We start from the raw sequence: 23,423 nt of genomic DNA, 5'->3' as shown, positions 1-23,423 counted from the left end.
GGGCGGGGGTTGAGCCCGGCGACGGTGCGACGTCGGGGTCGAGCCCGGGGTCAGACCGCCAGCCGGGCCCGGACGTCGCCGAGGCCGCGGGCGACCAGCAGCTCGCCGTCGGTCAGCGGCTCGCCCCAGGCGTCGGCCGCGGTGTCCCAGCGGCGCCACAGCCGGGCGTCCGGGACGACCTCGACCTCGGCGGAGGCGCCGGCCGCGACCTCGACCGCGGTCCAGCCGACCAGCCGGACGGGCTGGCCCGGCTCGGCCGGGGCGTAGTAGACCTGGACCACCTCGCGGCTGTCCCGGCTGCCGGTGTTGGTGACCCGCACCCGCACCGCGGACGTGTCGCCGGCGACCGCGTCGTAGGACCAGTCGGCGTAGCCGAGCCCGTGGCCGAGCCAGAACGCCGGCGCCGCGACCGGGCCGTCGACGGTCCCGGAGAAGTGGCCGCGATAGCCGATCGCGGTGCCCTCGGCGTAGGCGAGCGCACCGTCGGTCGGCACGACCTCCCAGGCTGGGGCGGCACCGTCGGCCGCCGGGAAGGTGGTGACCAGCCGGCCGGCGGGCTCGATCGCCCCGGTCAGCGCGGCGGCGACGGCGTGGCCACCCTCCTGACCGGGCAGCCCGATCCAGACGATCGCGTCCACCTCGTCGCGCCAGGGCATCAGCACCGGGGTGGCTGCGTTGACCAGCACCACCGACCGGCGTCCGGCCTCGCGGGCCGCCGCGGCCACGGCGTGCACCAGCGCGTCCTGGTCGCCGGGCAGCGCGATGGTCGCCTTGTCGACGGCCTCGGTCTCCTGCTCTTCGGTCAGCCCGACCACGACGACCGCCACGTCGGCGGCGCGGGCGGCCGCGGCGGCCCGGCCGAGCACCTGCTCGAGCGGCGTGGGCACCGGTCGCAGCACCAGGCTGAACAGCCCGACCCCGGCCAACGGGTTGTCCCCGTCGGCGGTCTCGAGCCGCACGGTGGCCTCGATCAGGTCACCCTCGTGCAGCATCGTCCGGCGCAGCTCGGCCGGCGGGGCGAGCATCACCGCACCGATGCCGCCCGCACTGGTCAGGGTGAAGGCGTGCTGCTGGTCGCCGGCGGCGAGCGTCCAGACGCCGGCGCCCGTGCCGCCGAGCTCGACCTCACCGCCGAGCGCGCTGCGGGCGATGAACCGGACGCCCGTCGCCGGCACGTCGTAGTCGTCGTCGAACCCGACCATCCCGCTCGCGCTGCTCGCGGCGCGGACGTCGAGCACCCGGCCGTCGGCGGCCAGCACCTCGACCTGGACGCCCGGCTCGCCGGTCTCGGGGTGCCGGAGCACGTCGGCGCCGGCCGGCGTCGGGCGCGACCGCACCTCGACGCCGTCGGTCACGGTCAGCCGGTCGCCGAGGACGGCACCGAGCCCCTCGGCGATCGAGACCTGGTAGGGCGGGTTGACCTGCGCCGAGCCGCCACCCATCAGGGTGGTCTGCAGGCCGAGCCGGCCGATCAGCGCGACGCTCGGCGCCTCGGGGCCGGCGGCGAACGGGAGCGTGCCGTCGTTGGTCAGCACGGTCATCCCGGCCGCGGCGAGCCGGGTCAGCTGCTCCCGGCGGACGGGGGAGTCCGGGGTGGGCAGGTCGGTGGGCAGCGCGCGCGGCTCGCCGAGCTTGCCGACCCGATCGGCCAGCCGGAGGACCCGGACCACGTGGTCGTCGATCACCGACTCCGCGACCTCACCGGCGCGGACGGCGGCGACCAGCGCCTCGCCCCACGGGCCGTGCGGGCCGGGCATCACCAGGTCGAGACCGCCGTTGGCCGAGGCCGCGGTGGTCTTGGTGGCGAACCAGTCGGACATGATCAGCCCGTCGTAGCCCCACTCACCCTTGACGATCTCGTTGTTGACGTGGACCTGCTCGGTGGCGGCCTGGCCGTTGACGTCGTTGTAGGCGGCCATCAGCGACCACGGGTCGCTCTCGGCGATCGCGATCTCGAACGGCAGCAGGTAGAGCTCGCGCAGGGTGGCCTCGTCGACCACCGAGTCGACGCTGTTGCGGTCGGTCTCCGACTCGTTGGCCACCAGGTGCTTGAGGCAGGCGCCGACGCCGGAGGCCTGCAGCCCCTCGACGTAAGCGGCGGCCAGCCGCCCGGTGAGCAGCGGGTCCTCGGAGTAGGCCTCGAACAGCCGGCCACCGAGCACCGACCGGTGCAGGTTGATCGTCGGGCCGAGCACCACCGAGACGTCCTGGACCATCGCCTCCTCGGCGAGCAGCCGGCCCACCTCGCGGGCGGTCTCGGTGCTCCAGGACGCCGACAGCAGGGTGGCGTTGGGGAACAGGGTGACCTCGCGGCCGCCGGAGAACTTGAGCCCGCGGACCCCGGTGGGGCCGTCGGACAGGTTCATCGGTGCCAGCCCGATGTCCACGTTGCCGGCCATGGTGAAGACGGCGGCGCCGGTGAGCAGGGCGACCTTGGCCTCCAGATCGAGCCGGTCGAGCAGGGCGTCGTACCTGCTGGTGGCGCTCTCGGTGCTGCGGGAGACGGTCGTGGTCATGCTCACTTCACCTTCTTGACGGGGATGATGGCCAGGGCGCCGACGAAGGTCACGATCGCTGCGACCACGTAGAGGGCGTCGAAGTTGTTGCCGGCGCCGAGGGCGAGCAGTGCGGCACCAAGGAACGGGGCGAGCGACTGCGGGGCGGCGTTGGCGATGTTGAACACGCCGAGGTCCTTGGCGGCGTCCTTCTGGTTGGGCAGCACGGCGAGCACCAGGGCCAGGTCGACACCCATGTATATGCCGTACGCCGCGCCGAGGACGGCCTCGACCAGGTAGAAGTGGCCGACCGTGGTCACCTGGGTCAGGGCGAGCAGGCCGACCGCGGTGAGCGCGACGGAGAGGAAGACGCCGAACTTGCGACGGCCGAGCTTGTCGGAGACCACGCCGGCGATCTGCCCGCAGACCACCAGCACGCCAGTGTAGATCAGGGTGCCGACGAGGATCGTCGAGACGGCGGTCGCGCTGTCCATCTTGATCTCGGTGACCATCCAGTTGAACCGGAAGGTGGTGAACATGAAGGTGCCGAGGATCAGCAGGAAGCGGGAGATCCAGGCCAGCCCGAAGTCGCGGTGCTTCAGCGGGTTGATCCAGAAGGTGGAGAGGAACGCACGCCAGCCCTCGCTCGGCGGCCGCCGCTTGAGCTCGGCGTCGGGAAGCACCAGCGCGTAGAAGACCATGCCGATCACGCCGATCACGCCGGGCACCATGAACAGGGCGATCATGTTGGTGGTCAGCAGCTGGGCCAGGAAGAGCGCACCGAGGACGCCGACGTTCTGCATCACGCCACCGAGTGCGGTGATGGTCGCGGTCTGCTTCGGCGGGATCTGGTCGGCCACCGTGGCCAGGTAGGCGGCGAAGGCGGCGTTGGCCGACAGCTGCGCGCAGAACCAGGCGACGATCAGCACCGGGACGCTCGGGGCGAGCGCGATGGCCAGCAGGCAGAGGGCCAGGCCGACCGCGCCGCCGATCATCCAGGGGCGGCGACGACCGAAGCGGCCGCGGGTCCGGTCCGAGAGCCGGCCGGCGATCGGGTTGGCGACCAGTGCCGCGATCGCCCCGACGCCGAGCACCACACCCTGGGCGGTGGTGGCGTTCTCGGCTCCCACCAGCGACTGCACCTTGATCGCCATGCTGACCATGACCGGCCCCAGCAGCGCGATGAAGAGGGTGAACTGGGCGATCGCGAACGGGACGACCAGCTTCCAACCGGCCTTCTCGGTGGGCAGCGCGATCCCGGTGACCGGGTCGACGCCGCCGTGCTCGCGCGCGGCGCGGTCGGCGTCGAGCTCGAGGGCGGCGAGGCCCGCGGAGGGGCCGGTGGCGGGATCCGTCGGGATCTCCGGCGCGGTCGGGGTGGTGGTCATGCTTCTCCTCGTCGAGGTGCTGGTGCTGATTCGCAAGCACTTACACGTGCAAGTGGCTCGTGCAAGTAAGGTAGGGCAGGTGACCCGGGTCCAGCAATCAGCGAGCCGTGAGTGTCGTGAGGATCACACCGCGGCATCCCTACGGTCCGCCCCTAGGGTGAGCGGCGTGAACCGCAGCCGGCGACCCACGAGCGCAGACGTCGCCCGAGAGGCCGGCCTGTCGCGCGCCACCGTCGGGTACGTGCTCAACGACGTCCCGCACCAGACCATCCCCGAACAGACCCGGCGGCGGGTGATCGAGGCCGCCGAACGGCTCGGCTACCGCCCGTCGGCCGCGGCCCGCTCGCTGCGCACCGGACGCTCCGACCTCGTGCTCGGTCTGCTGCCGGACTGGCCGATGGGCCCGGCGGTGTCGGGGCTGCTGACCGAGCTGTCGAGCGGGCTCGAGGCCCGCGGGCTGACCTTCGTCACCCACCAGCGTCCGGCCCACGGCCGTCCGCTCCGCGAGCTGTGGAAGGCCATCACGCCGGCGGCGGTGCTGGTGCTCGACGAGCTCGACGCGGGCGACGCCGAGGAGCTCCGCGCCGCCGGGCTGCTGGTCAGCCACCCGCTCCGGGCGGTCGGGACCTCGCGGCGCGAGGGCGGCTCGGACGTCCGCTGCGGCTGGGTCCAGGTCGAGCACCTGGCCACCACCGGACGTCGGCGGATCGGCTACGCGCTGCCCGCCGACCCGCGGGTGGACGTGTTCTCCCGTCCGCGGCTGCTCGGCGCCCGGCAGGGCTGCGCCGACCTCGGGCTGGCCCAGCCCCTGGTCTGCACGGTCGGGCTCGACGCCGACCAAGCCGCCGGCGCGGTCACGGCCTGGCGCGAGGCCGGCGTCGACGGCGTCTGCGCCTACAACGACGAGCAGGCGATCGTGCTGCTGGCGGCGCTGCGGCGAGCCGGGCTGGCCGTCCCCGACGACGTCGCGGTGATCGGCGTCGACGACATCCCGCTGGCCGCGCTCACCGACCCGCCGCTGACCACGGTGGTCAACGACACGAGCTGGATCGCCCAGCGGGTGGTGGCCGGGCTGATGGCCGACCTGGAGGGCACCGAGCCCCCGGCCGACGAGGACGCCGACCTGGTCGACGTCGTCGTCCGCGCCTCGGCCTGATCTTGGATTCTCCGCGGCTGCGGCTTGGGCCGGGCGGGAAGACTGCCGGCATGGACTTCCTCGAGGTGGACGGTCTCGCCCCGGTCAGCCGGGTCGGGTTGGGGTGCTGGCAGTTCGGGTCGCGGGAGTGGGGCTACGGCGACGCGTACGCCGACGGCGCGGCCCGCGACATCGTCCGGCGGGCGCTCGAGCTCGGGGTGACGCTGTTCGACACCGCCGAGGTGTACGGGGTCGGCCGCAGCGAGAGGATCCTCGGCGAGGCGCTCGGGGCCGACCGCGGACGGGCGGTGATCGCCAGCAAGCTGTTCCCGGTGGCACCGTTCCCGCCGGTGGTCCAGCGGCGCGCGGCGGGCAGCGGGCGCCGGCTCGGTGTCGACCGGATCGACCTGTACCAGGTGCACTGGCCCAACCCGCTGGTCCCGGACACGGTGATCATGCCCGGGATGCGGCGGCTGCTCGACCGGCACCGGATCGGCGCGGTCGGCGTCTCCAACTACCCGCTCGACCGCTGGAAGGCCGCCGACGCCGCCCTCGGCCGCGCGGTGGTCAGCAACCAGGTGCAGTTCTCGCTGGCCCGGCCCGAGCCCCTCGACACGCTGGTGCCGTTCGCCGCGGCCGAGCAGCGGATGATCATGGCCTGGAGCCCGCTGGCCCAGGGTCTGCTCGGTGGCCGGTACGGACCCGACCACAAGCCCGGCGGGGTGCGCGCGTCGAACCCGCTGTTCGGCACCGAGAACCTGCGCCGGATCGGCCCGCTGCTCGACCTGCTGCGCCGGATCGCCCGTGATCACGACGCCGCACCGGCCCAGGTCGCGCTGGCCTGGCTGCTCGCGCAGCCGCGGGTGGTGGTCATCCCGGGCGCCTCGAGCGTCGAGCAGCTCGAGTTCAACGTCGCCGCCGCCGACCTGCGGCTCGACGCCGCCGAGGTGGCCGAGCTGACCGCGGCGGCCCGCGCCTTCCGGCCGCTGTCGGGGCTCCGGACCGCCCGCGACACGGTGGTCGAGCGGGTGGAGAGCCTGCGCCGCTGAGCCCCCGCGCCGCCGCGGGCCGCGCTGCCCGCGACCCGACGAGAACGACACCGCCCCCGGATCCTGCGGTCCGGGGGCGGTGTGCTGATCGCGGCGGGCTCGCTCCGGGCGACCCGGGGAACGCCGTCGAGGGGTCAGAGCTGCTCGGAGAGGTACCGGTAGCTCTGGGCGATGCCGTCGAAGATGTCGCCGGCGTAGTGGTCGTACTCGATGACGGCGTACTCGACCCCGCTGCCGGCGCTGACGGCGGGCAGCAGCGGCACGTCGCCCTGACCGGCCGGGCACTGGTCGTCGGGCAGCTGGGCGGCGGTGATGCCCTCGCGCATCGGGCCGTCCTTCATGTGGACCGCGACCACCCGGTCGCCGAGCCGGCCGAGCAGCTCGGCCGGGTCCACCCCGCCGGCGGTCGCCCAGTAGAGGTCGACCTCGAGAGCGACCTCGGGGTCGAGCAGCTCGACGAACAGGTCGTAGGCCGGACGCCCGTCGATCACCGAGCGGAACTCGTGATCATGGTTGTGGTAGCCGACCTTGAGGCCGTGCTCGGCGGCCTCCTTGGCCCGGCTGTTGAGCTTGCTCGCGGTGGCCTCGACCTGCTCGCGGGTCTGCCACTTGGCGGGCGGGACGAACGGGTCGATCACCACGCCGACGCCGAGCTCGGCCGCGGCCTTGAAGGTCTCCTCGGCCGGCGGCACCGAGAGCAGCCCGTCCGGGGTCTCGACACCGGCGTCCTCGACCAGGATCGCGTGCCCGGTGGGCGAGCTCAGCCCGTACTTCTCGAACGAGGCCTTGAGCTCGGGCACCCGACGGACGAAGTCGAACGCCTCGACCTTGGTCAGGCCGATGTCGGCGAGCTTGCCGAGGGTGCCGTCGAGGTCGGCGTCGAGCGCCTCGTGGACCGAGTAGAGCTGGACCGAGATCTCCGGTGCGGGCATGGGCAACCTTCCTGCGGTGGGTCGTGTGCTGGACGACTCAGGCTAGCGGGCCCCTCCGACCTGGAGCGGCCCGGCCGGAGGAAGTCCGGCCAGAGGAAGTCCGGCCAGAGGAAGTCCGGTCAGAAGAAGTCAGGACAGAACGGCGCCCGCGGGCTGGCGAACGCCGCGGACAGCGCGAGCACGGCACCGGGGCTGTGCTCGCCGACCAGTCCGGCCCGGTGCAGGTCGGTCAGCGCGGTGCCGCCCAGGTAGATCGCGCCGAGGTGCCGGACGTCGAGGGTCAGGTCGGCGGCCGCGTCGGTCCGGGTCACCTCGGCGCCGTCCGGTCCGAGCTCGAGCCGGTAGCGGCCGGCCAGGTCGGGCAGGAAGGTGTCGGTCAGCTCGACCGTCATCCCGACCGCGCTGGTGTAGCGGCGGGCGCCGAGGGCGGCCGGCACGTCGACGATCCGGGCGTAGGTCGCGTCCTGGAGCTCGGTCTTGATCGCGCGCTGGTCGGCGACCAGCTGCCGCAGCGGCTCGTCGGTCGCGGCGTGCCCGAACCGGAACCCGCGCATCAGGTCGAGGTCCAGCAGCCAGCGCCACAGCGCGGCGTAGACCCGCGGGTCGGCGGCGTCGATCCCGGTGACGATCACGTCGCCGCCGTCGGGGACGACGGTGTCGCCGTACTTGGTGCGGAAGGTCGCCCAGCCGTCGACGGTCCCGTCCTCGGCGAAGTGCAGCGCGTAGCGCAGCTCCTCGGCGCCGTTGCGCCGGTGCTCGGCGTCGAACAGGTAGAAGTCCCACCAGGCCTCGGTCCGGTTCAGGTGACCGGGGCGGTCGGGCAGCCAGGCCTCGCGGAGCGGGTAGGCGGCGGCCGCGAACTGCTCGCGGCCGACCTCGTCGACCGAACCGCCGCTCGGGGCCACCTCGGGCAGGAAGGCGGTCGCGCGGGTGGGACCGCTCAGCCGGAGCTTCGCCGTGGTGCGGCCGTAGCCGAACCGGCCGTAGATCAACGACTCCGACGCCCAGAGCAGGGCGAGCGGCTGGGTGCCGGTCGCACGGACCTGGGTCAGCTGGTGGTGCATCAGCTCGCGGAGCAGACCACGACGGCGATAGCCCGGCGCGACGGTGACCACGGTGACCGCGGCGACGTCGACCTGGCCGCCCGGCGTGGTCATGGTGCGGGCGAAGTCCCCGCAGGTGGAGACCCAGCGGCCGTCGACCTGGTGGCCGAACATCCGGCCGCCCTCGACCAGCTTGCTCTCGAGCGCGAACTCCTCGGGGCGGAACGTCTCGTGGAAGCCGCGGGCAAAGGCGCGGGCGAAGGTCTCGTCGTGACCCTCGACCGTGACGATCGCGGGCGTCCCGCGGTGCGGCGGGGTGGTGATCGTGGGGGCCGACGGGGCGGGCTCCGGCGCGGCCGTCTGGGGAGGGGTGGGCTGGTCGGTGGTCGGGCGGACGTCGTCGGTGCTCACGGGGTCACTCAACCGGAAGCGACCCGACCGGCGCCAACCGTTTGCCGCGGCGCGAGCCCGCCTCGCGGGTAAGCGGCCCGGTCAGGGGCGCCAGAGGGCGAACAGCTCGGCCGCCACCGCGGGCCGCGCGACCATGATCCCGCCGCGGGCCGGGAACGGGTTCGGGCTGCCGGTCTCGTCCCACACGGCCAGCCCGGTCTCCCGGGCGAGCAGGGTGGCAGCCAGGTGGTCCTCGGGGTGGAACGCGCCGACCACCGCACCGGTGGCCCGGCCGGCCGCCACCTGGGCCAGCGTCAGCGTCGAGGAGCCCATCACCCGGGTGGTGCAGCGGCGCTCGGCCAGCCCGGCGAGCAGCGGCAGCATCCCCGGCCAGGGCTGGTCGGCCGCCCACTCGGTGAGCACGACGCCGCCGGTCAGCCGGTCGCGTCCGGCGCCGAGCACCGGCGCCGTGCCGTCGACCCGGGTGCCGCGGCCGGCCACGGCGTGCAGCACCTCACCCCGCCACGGGTCGGCGACCACCCCGACCAGCGGGGTGCGGCCGACGGCCAGCGCGAGCGAGAACGAGGTCCACGGGAGCCCCGCGGTGAGGTTGGTGGTCCCGTCGACGGGGTCGCAGTACCAGGTCGGGGCGGTGCCGTCCGGCCCGCCGTCGCGCCCGGCGAGGTCGGTGCCGTACTCCTCGCCGACCACGCCGTGCCCGGGCAGCTCGGCGGCGATCAGCTCACGGACCGCCCGCTCGACGGCGGTGTCGACCTCGGTGACCACGTCGGCCTCGTGCTGCTTGGTGCGGATCTCCCCGAGCGGGGTGTCGCGGGTGATCGCGATCGCTCGGTCGGCCGCGCGGAGGGCGACCTCGAGCGCCCGGTCGAGATCGACCTCGGTCTCCGGCGGCGGGGCGGGGGTGGTCATGCGGTCTCCTCGGTGGTCTCGTCGATCACCCGGCGCAGGGTGCGGATGTCGTTGCTGATCATGGCCCGGACGCCGGCGGCGATCAGCGCGCGCATGGTGTCCTCGTCGTCGACCGTCCAGCAGCACAGCGGGATCCGGTGATCACGTGCCCAGGCGAGTGCTTCGCCGGTGATCATCGGCCAGTGCGGGTTGACCGCCTCGGGCCGCAGCGTCTCGAGGTGTGCGTCGGGCGGCAGCGTGCCGGGTCCGTCGTGGTCGGCCCCGTCGGACTCGTCCCAGGACAGCACGATCCGCGCGTCCGGGTCGAGCCCGCGCACGGTGGCCAGGGCGTCGGTCCGGCCGCACCACAGCACCTCGTCGCGGGTGATCACCCGGGTCTCGATCGCCCGCTGCACCGTCGTCCAGGCCGGCTCCGCCCACCGTGGGGCGTCCATGTCGATCATCAGGGCGGTGCCGGTGCCGCCGAGCAGGGCGAGCACCGTGTCGAGGGTCGGGATGCCGGGCCCACCGCCGCCGAGTGCGGCGAGCTCGACGTAGCTGCAGGCGGTGACGGCCCGCGGGTCGCCCCACAACCGGTCCAGGGTGTCGTCGTGGAGGACGACCACGTCGCCCTCCGCGCTGGTTTTGACGTCGATCTCCACCACGTCGGCGCGGGCGCGGACGGCCTCGGCCACCGCCGGCAGGGTGTTCTCGCGGTGCCGCCACGGGTCGCCGCGATGCGCGACCGCGACCACCGCACTCGTGCCGATCCGACGCGTGCCGATCGGACCCTTCGCGGCGGGGCGTCGCCCGGTCACGGGCGGCCTCCGTCGTAGGGGCACGGGCGGGGACGGGTCGGCATCGGTCGGGCTCCTCGGGCGGGGTCGGGGTCCGGATCAGGCGCGGATCGGGATCGGGCGGACCCGACGCTACCGAGCGGCGTCCGGGCCGGCGTCGGGTCGTTAGGGTGTCCGCCATGACCGATGCCGCCGCACCGCAGCCCCCCGTCGAGCGCTCCTTCGTCCTGCTCAAGCCGGACGCGGTCCGTCGCGGCCTGGTCGGCGCGGTGCTCGCCCGGTTCGAGGCCAAGGGTCTGCGGATCGTCGCGCTCGAGCTGCGGCACGTCACCGGCGAGCTGGCCGACCAGCACTACGCCGAGCACGTCGACCGCGACTTCTACCCGCCGCTGCGGAAGTTCGTCACCTCGGGCCCGTCGGTGGCGCTGATCGTCGAGGGCGACCAGGCCATCGAGGTGGTCCGCGCGCTCAACGGCGCGACCGACGGACGCAAGGCCGCCCCCGGCACCATCCGCGGCGACTACTCGCTCTCCAACCGCGAGAACCTCGTGCACGGCTCGGACTCCCCGGAGTCGGCCGCGCGCGAGATCGCGCTCTGGTTCCCCGACCTCGGCTGACCGTCCCGTCGGGCTCCCCGTCGCACCGGCCCCGGAGTCGTCCGGCGCGATAGGTTGCCGCCGTGGCGATCAACCTCCCGCGCCGCAGTCAACCGGGCGGCGTCGGCATGCCGCGCCCGGCCGGCCGGCGGGCCTGGTCGCACCTGCTCGACGCCAGCGAGGAGACCGGAGTCGGCCGCGACCTGCCGCTGCGAGGCTGGCTCTTCGACGTGGTGGTGGCGGTCGGCTTCGTCGGCGTCGGGTCGGCGTTCCTGCCGGTCTTCTACCCGGCGGCCACCGGCCGGGACTTCCTGTTCGTCGCCCTGGTCGACGCCCCGCTGCTGCTCCGCCGCCGGCTGCCGCGGGTCAGCTTCGCGCTGGTGGTGCTGGCCGCGCTCGCGCAGATGATCACGCTGAGCCCGATCGGCATCCACGACGCCGGGCTGCTGTTCTCGCTGTACTCGCTGGCCGGCTACACCAACCGCCGGATCGGGCTGGCCGGGCTGGCGGGAACGGTGCTGGCCGCGCTGACCGGGTCGGCGACGGACTGGTGGGGGTTCATCGACGACCGGCTGCTCGGCCGTCCGGGCAACCCGCTGGTGCACGCGCTGACCACCGTCGGGATGATCTTGCTCGCCACCGCATCCTGGGCCTCGGGGGAGCGGTTGCGGTCGTCGCGGATCGGTCTGGCCGCGCTGGCCGACCGGGCCGCCACCCTCGAGCGCGAGCGGGCGCAGCAGGCGCGACTGGCCGCCGCGGCCGAGCGGGCCCGGATCGCCCGTGAGATGCACGACGTGATCGCCCACGGTCTGTCGGTGATGATCGCGCAGGCCGACGGGGCGCGGTACGTGATCGACGACGCCCCGGACAGCGCCAAGCAGGCCCTCGACCGGATCTCGCAGACCGGCCGCGGGGCGCTCACCCAGATGCGCGGCTTGCTCGGGCTGCTGCGCTCCGGGGAGGCGGGGGTGGACGCCGACGCCGGCCCGGCCAGCGGGCCGCAACCGGGACTCGACCAGCTCGATGACCTGCTGACCGAGGCCGCCGAGACCGGGCTGCGGGTCGACGTCCGCCGGCACGGGACGCCGCCGCCGCTGCCGGCGATGACCCAGCTCACCGTCTACCGGGTGGTGCAGGAGGCGCTGACCAACGCCCGCAAGCACGGCGGCGACGACGTCACGCTGGGGCTGCGATTCGCCCGCGACCACCTCGAGGTCAGCGCGCGGAACGGGCCGGCCGACCCCGGCCGGCGGACCCAGACCCAGCAGCCCGGGCACGGGCTGACCGGCATGTCCGAGCGGGTGGCCGCGCTCGGCGGCAGCGTCACCGCCGGACCCACCGCCGACGGCGGGTTCCGGGTGCTCGCGCGGCTGCCGTATCCGGAGCATGATCGGCACCGGGCGGGAGGGGTGTGATGCAGACAGGCGACACGAGCGGGGGCCGCGCGGACCAGGCGGCCGCCCCGATCCGGGTGTTCCTGGTCGACGACCAGGAGCTGGTGCGGACCGGCTTCGCCATGGTGATCGGGTCGCAGCCGGACATGACCGTGGTCGGCGAGGCCGGCAACGGCGCCGAGGCGCTCGACCGGCTGCGGGTGACCGCGGCCGACGTGGTGATCATGGACGTCCAGATGCCCCGGATGGACGGGGTCACCGCCACCCGGATGCTCACCCAGCGGGCCAAGGCGTCCGGCGGCGGGCCGCGGGTGATCGTGCTGACCACCTTCGACCTCGACGAGCACGCGTTCTCCGCCCTCCGGGCCGGTGCGGCCGGGTTCCTGCTCAAGGACACCCCGCCGGCGCACCTGCTGGCCGCGATCCGCGACGTGCACGGGGGCGACGCGGTGGTGGCGCCGAGCACGACCCGGCGGCTGATCGAGCGCTACGTCGAGGAGGTGCCCGACCACGAGGCGCCCGACCCGGCCGGGATCGCCGACCTCACCGAGCGCGAACGCGAGGTGCTGCTCGAGATCGCCCAGGGTCTGTCCAACTCCGAGATCGCCGCGAAGTTCTTCCTCAGCGAGGCCACGGTCAAGACCCACGTCGGCCGCATCCTCGGCAAGACCGGGCTCCGCGACCGCGTCGCCCTGGTCGTGCTGGCCTATCGGACCGGTCTGGTCAAGCCCCACTGACTATTGGTTTAGGCCGGCTCGCTGGTGGCTGCGACGCTCGCCGGCGGGGCCGGCTCGCGCACGCCGCGCGAGGACGCGCGCTGAGCCTGTCGAAGCGCGGCCCTGCCCTTCGACGGGCTCAGGGCACGGTGGTGGTTCGCGAGGACGCGCGCTGAGCTTGTCGATGCGCGGCCCTGCCCTTCGACGGGCTCAGGGCACGGTGGTGGTTCGCGAGGACGCGCGCTGAGCCTGTCGAAGCGCGGGGTGGGTTTGGGAGCCCGTCACTAAGCTTCCGGGAATGGGGCCGAGCCGCGACGACGCTGACCGGGCGGAGAGCACGGGGCAGGCGGCGGGGCTCCGGGTGGCCGTGGTCGGAGCCGGGTTGGCCGGGCTCGTCTGCGCCCGTCACCTGACCAGGGCCGGGGCCGAGGTCACGGTCTTCGAGCGCGCCGACCGGGTCGGCGGTCGGGTCACCACCGATGTCGTCGACGGCTACCGCTGCGACCGCGGTTTCCAGTTGATCAACCCCGCCTATCCGGCCGTGCCCCGCGAGCTCGACGTGCCCGCGCTCGACCTGCGCGCCTTCGCCGCCGGGGTCTTCGTCGCCCACGGGTCGCAGGGCTACCGGTTGGCCGACCCGCGCCGGCTGCCGAGCGCGGTCGGCGACACCGTGCTCGCCCCGGTCGGCACGCTGACCGAGAAGATGGCGTTCGCCTGCTGGGCGATGCGCGCGCTGCTCCCGGTGCCCAAGCTGCTGGCCGGCGACGACCGGACGCTCGCCGAGGCGCTCGACCAGGCCGGCGTCCGCGGGCTGCTCCGCACCGGCGTCGTCGACCAGTTCCTGGCCGGGGTGCTCGGCGAGCACGACCAGCGCACCTCGGCGACGTTCGCGCTGCTGCTGGTCCGCTCGTTCCTGCTGGGAGAGCCGTCGGTGCCCTCCCTGGGGATGCGTCGGGTGCCCGAGCAGCTCGCCGCCGGGCTGCCCGACGGTGCGCTCCGGCTCGGGGTCGAGGTGCACGAGGTCGCGCCCGGACGAGTGCGGACCGCGGACGGCGAGCACCGGGTCGACGCCGTGGTGGTGGCCACCGACCCGGTCACCGCCGAGCGGCTGACCGACGTCGACGCCCCGCCGATGCGTGCCCTCACCACCTACTGGCACAGTACGGACGAGCCCCCGGCCCCGGCCGCCGAGGCGCGGCTGCTCCACCTCGACGCCGACCACCGCGGGCCGTTGGTCAACTCGGCCGTGATGACCGCGGTCGCCCCGTCCTACGCCCCCGCGGGACGCCACCTGGTGGCCAGCACCGTGGTCGGCGACGGCACCGGTGCGGACAGCGCGGAGCCGGTGGTCCGGCGCCAGCTCGGGCTGCTCTACCGCGGAGCCGACGTCGCGGGCTGGGAACTGGTGCACACCCACCGGATCACCGAGGCGCTGCCGGCCCAGGAGGCGCCGCTGCGGGTCCGCAAGCCGGTCCGGCTCGACCACGGGCTGTACGTCGCCGGCGATCACCGCGACACCGCCTCGATCCAGGGCGCGCTGGTCTCGGGCCGCCGGGCGGCGCACGCGGTGCTGGCCGCCCACCGCTGACGCCGCCGCGGGCCCTCGGACGCCGGGCGCGACACCCCGGTCCCTCCGGCGCGGCTGGCTAGACTCTGCCGTCCACCCGTGGCACCCGGCTGCGGCGACGGCCCGCACCCACCGGCGCGGACGGGCCCGACCAGCGGTGTCCCCGGTGCCCGCCGTGATGGACTGAGCCCGAGGTGGCCTCCCGCCGGGGTGCCGCCGAGCCCGCCCGACCTGCCTGACCCGACCGCCCGACCTCGCCCACCACGACGAGAGGCCCTGCGTGAGTTTGCTCATCGCCGTCCACTTCGGCATCGGCTGCCTGACGCCGCTGCTGGTGCGGTGGCTGCGGGGGCGGGCGTTCTTCGTGCTCGCGCTGGCCCCGGCGGCGGCGTTCGTCTGGCTGTGCACGCTCGGGCCGCAGATCCTGGCCGGCCGGACGGTGGTCGAGCGGGTGGCCTGGATCCCCGCGCTCGGCATCGACCTCTCCTACGCCGTCGGCACCCTGCAGTGGGTGCTGGCGCTGCTGGTCGCCGGGATCGGGGCGCTCGTCCTGCTCTACTGCCGGTGGTACTTCGGCGAGTCCGCCCCCGCCCGCACCGGCGGCATCCTGGTCGCCTTCGCCGGCGCGATGCTCGGCCTGGTCACCGCCGACGACCTGATCGCGCTCTACGTGTTCTGGGAGCTGACCACGGTCTTCTCCTACCTGCTGGTCGGGCACAACCCGACGGCGCAGGCCAACCGCCGGGCCGCGATGACCGCGCTCATCGTCACCACCTTCGGCGGCCTGGCCATGCTGATCGGGCTGATCGGACTCGGGCACGCCGCCGGGACGTTCAGCCTCTCCGGCCTGCTCGCCGACCCGCCCCGCGGTCCGCTGGTCACCGCCTCGGTGCTGCTGGTGCTGCTCGGCGCGCTGACCAAGTCGGCCCAGGTGCCGTTCCACTTCTGGCTGCCGGGCGCGATGGCCGCGCCCACCCCGGTCAGCGCCTACCTGCACGCCGCGGCGATGGTCAAGGCCGGGGTCTACCTGGTCGCGGTGCTCGCCCCGGCGTTCGCCGGGACCCCCGGCTGGCGACCGGTGCTGCTGCTGCTCGGCGCGGCCACCATGATCGTCGGCGGCTGGCGAGCGCTCCGGCAGTACGACATCAAGGTGCTGCTGGCCTACGGCACGGTGAGCCAGCTCGGCTTCCTGATGGTGCTGGTCGGGCTCGGCACCCGCGCCGGCGCGCTGGCCGGGCTGGCCATGGTCGTCGCGCACGCGTTGTTCAAGGCCGCGCTGTTCCTGGTCGTCGGGGTGGTCGACCACCAGGCCGGTGGCCGTGACCTGCGCAAGCTCAGCGGGGTCGGACGCCAGCTGCCGGTGACCTTCGTCGCCGCGGTGCTGGCCGGGGCCTCGATGGCCGCCGTGCCGCCGCTGACCGGCTTCGTGGCCAAGGAGGGCGCCTTCGAGGCCGTCGGCTACCTGGTGGGCAACGCCGACGGCGACGGTACCGGGATCGGGCCGCTCGCCTCGGTGCTGCTGCTGGTGGCGCTCACCCTCGGCTCGGTGCTCACGGTGGCCTACACGCTGCGGTTCGTCTGGGGCGCCTTCGCCACCAAGACCCAGGCGACGGCCAGCGCCTCGCCGGCCCCCGACGCCGAGTGGGACCCGACCCCGACGCCGGTGCACCGCCCGGCGCGCGGCTTCGAGCTCGCCCCCGCCCTGCTCGCCCTGGCCTGCCTGGTCGGCGGGTTCCTCGGCCACCCGCTGACCGCGGCGCTCGAGCCGTACGCGTCCGCGTTCACCATCGGTGAGCCATCGCACGGGCTCGCGCTGTGGCACGGGTTCACCGTGCCGCTGCTGGTCTCGGCGATCGCCGTGGCCGGTGGGCTGGTGCTGTTCGGCCGCCGCACCTGGGTGGCCCGGGTGCAGGCCACCTTCCCGCGGGTGCGGGAGTCCGAGACCGTCTACCAGGCGGTGATGCGCGGGGTGGACCGGCTCGCCGTCGAGGTCACCGCGGTCAGCCAGCGCGGTTCGCTGCCGCTCTATCTCGGCGCGATCCTGATCGTCCTGATCGTTCTGCCGGGGGCGGCGCTGGTCGGGCTCGGCGCCTGGCCCGGCCGTCCGCGCGCCTGGGACACCCCGGCGCAGGCGGTGGTCGCCCTGGTCATGATCATGGCCGCGTTCCTGGCCGCCACCTCGCGCGGCCGGTTGAAGGCGGTGATCCTGGTCGGGGTCACCGGCTACGGCGTCGCCCTGCTGTTCGCGCTGCACGGCGCCCCCGACCTCGCCCTCACCCAGACGCTGGTCGAGACCGTCACCGTGGTGATCTTCGCGCTGGTGCTGCGCAAGCTGCCCAAGTACTTCACCGACCGCCCGCTGCACAGCTCGCGCTGGTGGCGGATGGCGGTCGCCGTCGGGGTCGGCGCGGTCGTCTCGCTGGCCGCCTACGTGGCCAGCGGGGCCCGGGTGGCCACGCCGGTCTCGGCGGCCTACGGCGAGGCGGCCTACGAGTTCGGCTACGGCAAGAACATCGTCAACGTCACCCTGGTCGACATCCGCGCCTGGGACACCATGGGCGAGATCTCGGTGCTGGTCGTGGCGGCCACCGGCGTGGCCAGCCTGATCTTCCTCCGGACCCGCTACACCCAGCTGCGCCGGCCGTCGTCCGCACCGGCGCCCGAGCCGACGGCGCCGGGCCGGATCACCTGGCTGCGGGCGGGGGAGAGCCTGTCGCCGCTGGCCCGGTCGATCATCTTCGAGGTGGTCACCCGGCTGCTGTTCCCGATCATGATCCTGGTCTCGCTCTACCTGCTGTTCGCCGGGCACAACGCCCCCGGCGGCGGGTTCGCGGGCGGTTTGGTGGCCGGGCTGGCGCTGATGGTCCGCTATCTGGCCGCCGGCGCCCGCGAGCTCGACGAGGCCGCGCCGGTCGACGCCGGTCTGGTGCTCGGGCTCGGGCTGCTGATCGCCGGGCTGAGCGCGCTGGCCCCGATCCCGTTCGGCGGCCGGATCCTGCAGAGCTACGAGGCCTACGTGACCTTCGGTCCGCTGTCGGAGCTGCACACCCCGTGGGGGACGGTCCCGCTGCTCGGCGAGTTCCACCTGGTCACGTCGCTGTTCTTCGACATCGGGGTCTACCTGGTGGTCGTCGGCGTGATGCTCGACCTGACCCGCAGCCTCGGTGCCGGGATCGACCGGCACGAGGACGAGAACGCCACCCCGAGCCCGAAGCCGTCGCTGCGGGCCCGCGCCGGCGTCACCCTCGGGCGCTCCGGCCGCGAGGTCGTCAGCCGCGGGGAGCAGGCATGAGCCCCAACCTGGCGCTGATCGTGGTCGCCGGCGTGCTGGTCGCCGCCGGCGTCTACCTGCTGCTCGAGCGGTCGATGACCCGGATCCTGGTCGGGGTGCTGCTCTGCTCGAACGGCGTCAACGTGCTGTTCCTGGTCGCCTCCGGCGCGGCCGGGGCGGCGCCCTTCGTCGGCGCCGGCGGCCGGACCAGCGACCCGCTGCCCCAGGCCATGGTGCTGACCGCGATTGTGATCACCCTCGGCGTCTCGGCCTTCCTGCTCACCCTGGCCTACCGCAGCTTCCAGCTCAACGGGCACGACGAGGTCGCCGACGACGTCGAGGACGCCCGGATCCGGCAGCTCGCGCTCGCCGACCTCGAGTCGCAGAGCTTCGACAGCAGCGACACCTCGCTGCCCGACGAGGAGGGTCGCCGGCTCGAACGCCCGGAGGACGAGCGGCCGGCCGACCTGGCCGACCCGCTGCCCGCCGACCGCCCGGACCCTGACGACCAGCCCGACGACCAGCCCGACGACCAGCCCGACGACCAGACCGACGACCAGCCCGACGACCAGCCCGACGACCAGCCCGACGACCAGCCCGACGACCAGCCGACCGGAGGAGGGGAGGAGGACCGGTGAACAACCTGCTCCCGCTGCCGGTGCTGCTGCCGCTGATCGGGGCCGCGATCGCGCTGGTGACCGGCCGCCGTCCCCGGGTCCAGCGGGCGGTGGCGCTGGTCGCGCTGCTCGGGGTGGTCGCGGTGGCGGCCAGCCTGGTCGTGCTGACCGACCGCTACTCGACGATCGTCCTGTGGGTCGGCGCCTGGCCGCAGCCGCTGGGCATCGCGCTGGTCGCCGACCGGCTGTCGTCGCTGATGCTGCTGGTCAGCTCGGTGGTCACCGTGACGGTGCTGATCTTCTCGATGGGCCAGGAGCTCAGTGAGCGCAAGCGCGAGACCCCGGTCTCGATCTACCACCCGACGTTCCTGGTGCTCAGCGCCGGCGTCTCGAACGCCTTCCTGGCCGGCGACCTGTTCAACCTCTTCGTCGGGTTCGAGATCCTGCTGTTCGCCTCGTACGTGCTGCTCACCCTCGGGGGCACCGGCCAGCGGGTCCGGGCCGGCACCACCTACATGGTGGTCAGCCTGCTCTCCTCGAGCCTGTTCCTGATCGCCATCGCCTGCTGCTACGCGGCCACCGGCACGGTCAACCTGGCCCAGCTCGGGGTGCGGCTGGCCGCGTTGCCGCCCGACGTCCAGCAGCTGCTCCAGTTCCTGCTGCTGCTGGTGTTCTCGATCAAGGCGGCGGTGTTCCCGCTGTCCGCCTGGCTGCCCGACTCCTACCCGACCGCGCCGGCGCCGGTGACGGCGGTGTTCGCCGGGCTGCTGACCAAGGTCGGCGTCTACGCGATCATCCGCACCCAGACGGTGCTGTTCCCCGACCGCCACCTGTCCACCCTGCTGCTGGTGGCGGCGCTGCTGACCATGATCATCGGGATCCTCGGCGCGGTGGCCCAGTCGGAGATCAAGCGGATGCTGTCCTTCACCCTGGTCAGCCACATCGGCTACATGATCTTCGGGATCGCGCTGGCCAGCCGGGCCGGGTACGCCGGCGCGATCTTCTACACCGTGCACCACATCACCATCCAGACCACGCTGTTCCTGGTCACCGGGCTGGTCGAGAGACGCGGCGGCTCGACCTCACTCAACAAGCTCGGCGGGCTGGCCGCGCTGTCGCCGCTGCTCGGGGTGCTGTTCTTCGTCCCCGCGATGAACCTGGCCGGCATCCCGCCGCTGTCGGGCTTCATCGGCAAGGTCGGGCTGCTCGAGGCCGGCATCGCCCACGGTGGCGTGCTGGCCTGGACGGTGGTGGTCTTCGCCGTGCTCACCAGCCTGCTCACCCTCTACACGATGGCCAAGGTGTGGAACCGCGCGTTCTGGCGGAGCGTGCCCGCCGAGGTCGCCGAGCCCGAGCTGCCGACGACGGGCGAGACCGCGACGGACGAGGCTCCGGCCGCCGAGCCGGACGAGCCGGCGCCGTCGGCGGCGGGCACCGCGCTGGCCACCCGGGCCCGGACGGTGACCCCGGCCCGGCGGCTGCCGCGGCAGATGGTGCTCACCACCGCGGTGCTGGTGCTGCTGGGGATCGGGCTGACCGTGGTCGCCGGCCCCCTCTACGGCTACACCGTCCGCGCCGCGGGCGACCTGCTCGACCCACGCGTGTACATCGACGCCGTGCTGCCGCTGGGGATCCGGTGAGCGCCGCGCGGCTCCGCGCCCGGCGGCCGCAGCCGTCGCTGGTGATCGTCTGCGCCCTCACCTGGGTGCTGCTGTGGGGCAGCCTCTCGGTGGCCAACCTGATCGTCGGCGCGCTGCTGGGCGTGGTGATCGGGCTGGTCTTCCCGATGCCGGTGATCGACACCCCGGGACGGCTCCGGCCGCTCGGGGTGGCCGCGGCGGCCGGACGGCTGCTGGTCGACCTGGTCCGGTCCAGCGGTGCGGTGCTGGTCACCGTGCTGCGCTTCGGCCGCACCCCGCGCAACGCCGTGGTCCGGGTCCAGCTGCGCAGCCGCTCCGACCTCTACCTGGCCCAGACCGCCGAGCTGGTGACGCTGGTCCCCGGCAGCCTGGTGATCGAGGCGCGGCGCAGCTCGAGCACGCTGTACCTGCACGTGATGGACGTCCGCTCCGACGCAGACCTCGAGCGGACCCGCGCCGACGTGCTGGCCGCCGAGGAACGGGTGATCCGCGCCTTCGGCAGCGCGGCGGAGGTCGCCGCCCTCCGCGAGGGCCGGCCGTTGCCGCTGCCCCCAGACGTCCCCGCAGACGTCCCCGCAGCCGTCCCCGCAGCCGTACGCGGCGACGAACCCGCGGGGGAGGCGCGGTGAACGCGTTCACCGTGGTGGTCGCCGCGGTCGGGATCGCGGTGCTCGGCGTTTCGGCGCTGCTCACCGTCGTCCGGCTGGCCAGGGGCCCGAGCACGCTCGACCGGGTGGTGGCCGCGGACGTCCTGGTCGCGGTGGTGATCGCCGCGCTCGGGCTGGAGGCGGTGGTGAACCGGCACGCCACCACGCTGCCGGTGATCCTGGTGCTCTCGCTGGTCGGGTTCGCCGGATCGCTCAGCGTGGCCCGGTTCGTCGCCGACCGCGACCGCGCGCACCGTTGGGACCCGGCCGGACGCCCCAAGCCGCGATGGGAACCGGTCGACCCGGGCGCGTCCGACCGCGAGCCGGGAGCCGAGCAGCCCAGCGACGCGGGGAGGGACCGGTGACCGGCGTCCTCGACGTGCTCGGCGGCGTCTGCGTGATCGCGGGCGCGCTGCTCTGCCTGGCCGCGGCGATCGGGCTGGTCCGGCTGCCCGACGTGCTGACCCGGATGCACGCCGCCACCAAGCCGCAGACCCTCGGGCTGCTGCTGGTGCTGCTGGGGATCGGGCTCACCCTGCGGGACCTGCGGGCCACCGGGCTGCTGGTGCTGATCGCCGTCCTGCAACTGTTCACCGCTCCGGTCGCCGCGCACCTGGTGGGCCGGACGGCCTACCGGACCGCGCAGCTGCGGACCGACCTGCTCGACCGCGACGAGCTCGCCGACGACCTGCGGACCGCCGGCTTCCGGCTGAGCAGCGACGCCGAGGAACCGAACGGGGAGCCGGAGCAGGAGCCGCGCGAGGACGACGGCGCCGGACAGGACAGGTCTTAAGCTGGTCGGGCCATGACTGCCCTGAGCCCCGCACCCGTCCGCGAGCCCGTCCCGGAGTCGGTCTTCGAGCGGCTCGAGCCGCTGCTGGCCCGGGTCGGCAAGCCGATCCAGTACGTCGGTGGCGAGCTCAACTCGGTAGTCAAGGACTGGGCGGCGACCGCGGTCCGCTGGTGCTTGATGTATCCCGACGCCTACGAGGTGGGACTGCCCAACCAGGGCGTGCAGATCCTCTACGAGGTGCTCAACGACCGGTCCGACGTGCTGGCCGAGCGCACCTACGCGGTCTGGCACGACCTCGAGGCGCTGATGCGCGAGCACGGCGTGCCGCAGTTCAGCCTGGACAGCCACCGCCCGGTGCGCGCCTTCGACGTGCTCGGGGTCAGCTTCGCCACCGAGCTCGGCTACACCAACCTGCTCAACGCCCTCGACCTGGCGGGCATCCCGCTGCACAGCGCCGACCGCACCGAGGACGACCCGGTGGTGCTGGCCGGCGGGCACGCGGCGTTCAACCCGGAGCCGATCGCCGACTTCCTCGACGCGGCCGTGCTCGGCGACGGCGAGGAGGTCGCCCTCGCGATCAGCGACGTGATCGCCGAGTGGAAGGCCGAGGGTCGACCCGGCGGGCGCGACGGGTTGCTGCTCCGGCTGGCCGCGAGCGGCGGCGTCTACGTGCCGCGGTTCTACGACGTCGACTACCTGCCCGACGGCCGGATCCGCCGGGTGGCGCCGAACCGTCCCGGGGTGCCGTTCCGGGTCACGAAGCACACGGTGATGGATCTCGACCAGTGGCCCTATCCCAAGCAGCCGCTGGTGCCGCTGGCCGAGACGGTGCACGAGCGCTACTCGGTGGAGATCTTCCGCGGCTGCACCCGCGGCTGCCGGTTCTGCCAGGCCGGGATGATCACCCGGCCGGTCCGCGAGCGGAACATCGAGACGATCGGCGCGATGGTCGAGCAGGGCCTCGCCGCGACGGGGCTCGAGGAGGTCGGGCTGCTCAGCCTGTCCAGCGCCGACCACTCCGAGATCGGCGAGGTGACCCGGCAGCTGGCCGACCGCTACGACGGCAGCAACGTCGGGCTGTCGCTGCCCAGCACCCGGGTGGACGCCTTCAACATCGACCTGGCCAACGAGCTGTCCCGCAACGGCCGGCGCTCCGGGCTGACCTTCGCCCCCGAGGGCGGCAGCGAACGGCTCCGCCGGGTGATCAACAAGATGGTCAGCGAGGACGACCTGATCAGCACCGTGGCCACGGCCTACAGCCACGGCTGGCGGCAGGTGAAGCTCTACTTCATGTGCGGGCTGCCGACCGAGACCGATGAGGACGTGCTGGCCATCGCCGACCTCGCCAAGCGGGTGATCGCCACCGGGCGCGAGGTCAGCGGGCGCCGCGACATCCGCTGCACGGTGAGCATCGGCGGGTTCGTCCCCAAGCCGCACACCCCGTTCCAGTGGGCCGCCCAGGACCATCACGAGGTGGTCGACGCCCGGCTGGCCAAGCTGCGCGACGCGATCCGGTCCGACCGCCGCTACGGCAAGGCGATCGGGTTCCGCTACCACGACGGCAAGCCGAGCACGGTCGAGGGACTGCTCAGTCGCGGCGACCGCCGGGTCGGCCGGGTGATCGAGGCGGTCTGGGCCGACGGCGGCCGGTTCGACGGCTGGAGCGAGCACTTCTCCTACGAGCGCTGGGAGCGCTGCGCGACCGAGGCGCTGGCCGGCACCGGGGTCGACCTCGCCTGGTACACCACCCGCGAGCGGGAGTACGCCGAGGTGCTGCCCTGGGACCACCTCGACGCCGGGCTCGACCGGGACTGGCTCTGGGAGGACTGGCAGGACGCCCTCGACGAGGTCGAGCTCGACGACTGCCGCTGGACGCCGTGTTTCGACTGCGGCGTCTGCCCCGACCTCGGCACCCAGATCCAGATCGGGCCGACCGGGCGCTCGCTGCTGCCGATCACCCCGGTCGAGAAGCTCTGAGGCAGGATCCGACCGCTCGTCGCCGGTGCTCCGGATCGCCGAGCGTGCAGGAGCCCGGCCGGTGGCT

Annotated in this window: 19 protein-coding genes; 13 read left to right on the top strand and 6 right to left on the bottom strand. The window is 73.9% G+C overall.

Translation table 11 applies throughout. The features are described from left to right. Positions 1 to 50: 50 nt before the first annotated feature. Both FHX74_RS18165 and FHX74_RS18160 read right to left on the bottom strand, forming a co-directional pair. Positions 51 to 2,516, bottom strand: coding sequence for a beta-glucosidase family protein (locus FHX74_RS18165; protein ID WP_182561602.1), 2,466 nt, complete (start codon positions 2,514 to 2,516; stop codon positions 51 to 53). 2 nt (positions 2,517 to 2,518) lie between these two features. After that, positions 2,519 to 3,883, bottom strand: coding sequence for an MFS transporter (locus tag FHX74_RS18160; protein ID WP_182561601.1), 1,365 nt, complete (start codon positions 3,881 to 3,883; stop codon positions 2,519 to 2,521). A gap of 166 nt (positions 3,884 to 4,049) precedes the next feature. Here FHX74_RS18160 and FHX74_RS18155 point away from each other — a divergent pair, with 166 nt between their 5' ends. Together FHX74_RS18155 and FHX74_RS18150 are read left to right on the top strand one after the other, a co-directional pair. Beyond that, on the top strand, positions 4,050 to 5,039 hold the full coding sequence (locus FHX74_RS18155) for a LacI family DNA-binding transcriptional regulator (RefSeq protein WP_220484155.1): 990 nt from the start codon (positions 4,050 to 4,052) through the stop codon (positions 5,037 to 5,039). A 50-nt stretch (positions 5,040 to 5,089) separates the two neighbouring features. Further along, positions 5,090 to 6,067: an aldo/keto reductase gene (locus FHX74_RS18150; RefSeq protein WP_182561599.1), complete on the top strand. Its 978-nt coding sequence runs from the start codon at positions 5,090 to 5,092 to the stop codon at positions 6,065 to 6,067. A 134-nt stretch (positions 6,068 to 6,201) separates the two neighbouring features. Here the strand turns inward: FHX74_RS18150 and FHX74_RS18145 are convergent, their stop codons facing one another. From FHX74_RS18145 to FHX74_RS18130, 4 genes are all read right to left on the bottom strand, one after another. Further along, the gene (locus FHX74_RS18145; RefSeq protein WP_182561598.1) at positions 6,202 to 6,999 is read right to left on the bottom strand and encodes a sugar phosphate isomerase/epimerase family protein; all 798 of its coding nucleotides are present in this window, start codon (positions 6,997 to 6,999) and stop codon (positions 6,202 to 6,204) included. A gap of 119 nt (positions 7,000 to 7,118) precedes the next feature. Continuing rightward, positions 7,119 to 8,453 carry a GNAT family N-acetyltransferase gene (locus FHX74_RS18140; protein WP_182561597.1) on the bottom strand — a complete coding sequence of 445 codons (1,335 nt, stop codon included), beginning with the start codon at positions 8,451 to 8,453 and terminating at the stop codon, positions 7,119 to 7,121. Positions 8,454 to 8,534: 81 nt separating this feature from the next. Then, positions 8,535 to 9,362, bottom strand: a complete 828-nt coding sequence (locus FHX74_RS18135; RefSeq protein WP_182561596.1) for an inositol monophosphatase family protein — start codon at positions 9,360 to 9,362, stop codon at positions 8,535 to 8,537. After that, positions 9,359 to 10,159, bottom strand: coding sequence for a glycerophosphodiester phosphodiesterase (locus FHX74_RS18130; protein ID WP_182561595.1), 801 nt, complete (start codon positions 10,157 to 10,159; stop codon positions 9,359 to 9,361). Before FHX74_RS18130 ends, FHX74_RS18135 begins: the two co-directional genes overlap by 4 nt. Positions 10,160 to 10,317: 158 nt before the next feature. Here FHX74_RS18130 and ndk point away from each other — a divergent pair, with 158 nt between their 5' ends. From ndk to FHX74_RS18075, 11 genes are all read left to right on the top strand, one after another. Beyond that, a complete protein-coding gene (gene ndk, locus FHX74_RS18125) occupies positions 10,318 to 10,755 on the top strand; it encodes a nucleoside-diphosphate kinase (protein ID WP_182561594.1) in 438 nt (145 codons plus the stop codon). A gap of 62 nt (positions 10,756 to 10,817) precedes the next feature. Continuing rightward, positions 10,818 to 12,149, top strand: coding sequence for a sensor histidine kinase (locus FHX74_RS21235; RefSeq protein ID WP_182561593.1), 1,332 nt, complete (start codon positions 10,818 to 10,820; stop codon positions 12,147 to 12,149). After that, positions 12,149 to 12,865, top strand: a complete 717-nt coding sequence (locus FHX74_RS18115; RefSeq protein ID WP_182561592.1) for a response regulator — start codon at positions 12,149 to 12,151, stop codon at positions 12,863 to 12,865. The genes FHX74_RS21235 and FHX74_RS18115 overlap by 1 nt, the downstream gene beginning before the upstream one ends. Before the next feature lie 277 nt (positions 12,866 to 13,142). Then, complete coding sequence (locus tag FHX74_RS18110; protein ID WP_182561591.1) at positions 13,143 to 14,432, top strand: NAD(P)/FAD-dependent oxidoreductase; 1,290 nt, start codon at positions 13,143 to 13,145, stop codon at positions 14,430 to 14,432. 259 nt (positions 14,433 to 14,691) lie between these two features. Continuing rightward, on the top strand, positions 14,692 to 17,703 hold the full coding sequence (locus FHX74_RS18105) for a Na+/H+ antiporter subunit A (RefSeq protein ID WP_182561590.1): 3,012 nt from the start codon (positions 14,692 to 14,694) through the stop codon (positions 17,701 to 17,703). Continuing rightward, positions 17,700 to 18,320, top strand: coding sequence for a Na(+)/H(+) antiporter subunit C (locus FHX74_RS18100; RefSeq protein ID WP_182561589.1), 621 nt, complete (start codon positions 17,700 to 17,702; stop codon positions 18,318 to 18,320). The genes FHX74_RS18105 and FHX74_RS18100 overlap by 4 nt, the downstream gene beginning before the upstream one ends. After that, positions 18,317 to 19,939 (top strand): Na+/H+ antiporter subunit D, encoded by a 1,623-nt coding sequence (locus FHX74_RS18095; RefSeq protein ID WP_182561588.1) that lies wholly within the window; start codon positions 18,317 to 18,319, stop codon positions 19,937 to 19,939. The genes FHX74_RS18100 and FHX74_RS18095 overlap by 4 nt, the downstream gene beginning before the upstream one ends. After that, positions 19,936 to 20,568, top strand: a complete 633-nt coding sequence (locus tag FHX74_RS18090; protein ID WP_182561587.1) for a Na+/H+ antiporter subunit E — start codon at positions 19,936 to 19,938, stop codon at positions 20,566 to 20,568. Before FHX74_RS18095 ends, FHX74_RS18090 begins: the two co-directional genes overlap by 4 nt. Next, the gene (locus FHX74_RS18085; protein ID WP_182561586.1) at positions 20,565 to 20,951 is read left to right on the top strand and encodes a monovalent cation/H+ antiporter complex subunit F; all 387 of its coding nucleotides are present in this window, start codon (positions 20,565 to 20,567) and stop codon (positions 20,949 to 20,951) included. Before FHX74_RS18090 ends, FHX74_RS18085 begins: the two co-directional genes overlap by 4 nt. Continuing rightward, positions 20,948 to 21,379 (top strand): monovalent cation/H(+) antiporter subunit G, encoded by a 432-nt coding sequence (gene mnhG / locus FHX74_RS18080; RefSeq protein ID WP_328823913.1) that lies wholly within the window; start codon positions 20,948 to 20,950, stop codon positions 21,377 to 21,379. The genes FHX74_RS18085 and mnhG overlap by 4 nt, the downstream gene beginning before the upstream one ends. Positions 21,380 to 21,391: 12 nt before the next feature. Further along, positions 21,392 to 23,356, top strand: a complete 1,965-nt coding sequence (locus FHX74_RS18075) for a TIGR03960 family B12-binding radical SAM protein (RefSeq protein ID WP_182561584.1) — start codon at positions 21,392 to 21,394, stop codon at positions 23,354 to 23,356. The last annotated feature ends 67 nt before the right edge of the window (positions 23,357 to 23,423 follow it).

The sequence above is a fragment of the Microlunatus kandeliicorticis genome (genome assembly GCF_014137855.1).
Taxonomy (GTDB): domain Bacteria; phylum Actinomycetota; class Actinomycetes; order Propionibacteriales; family Propionibacteriaceae; genus Microlunatus; species Microlunatus kandeliicorticis.
This window is presented reverse-complemented; position numbering and strand designations above follow the sequence as displayed.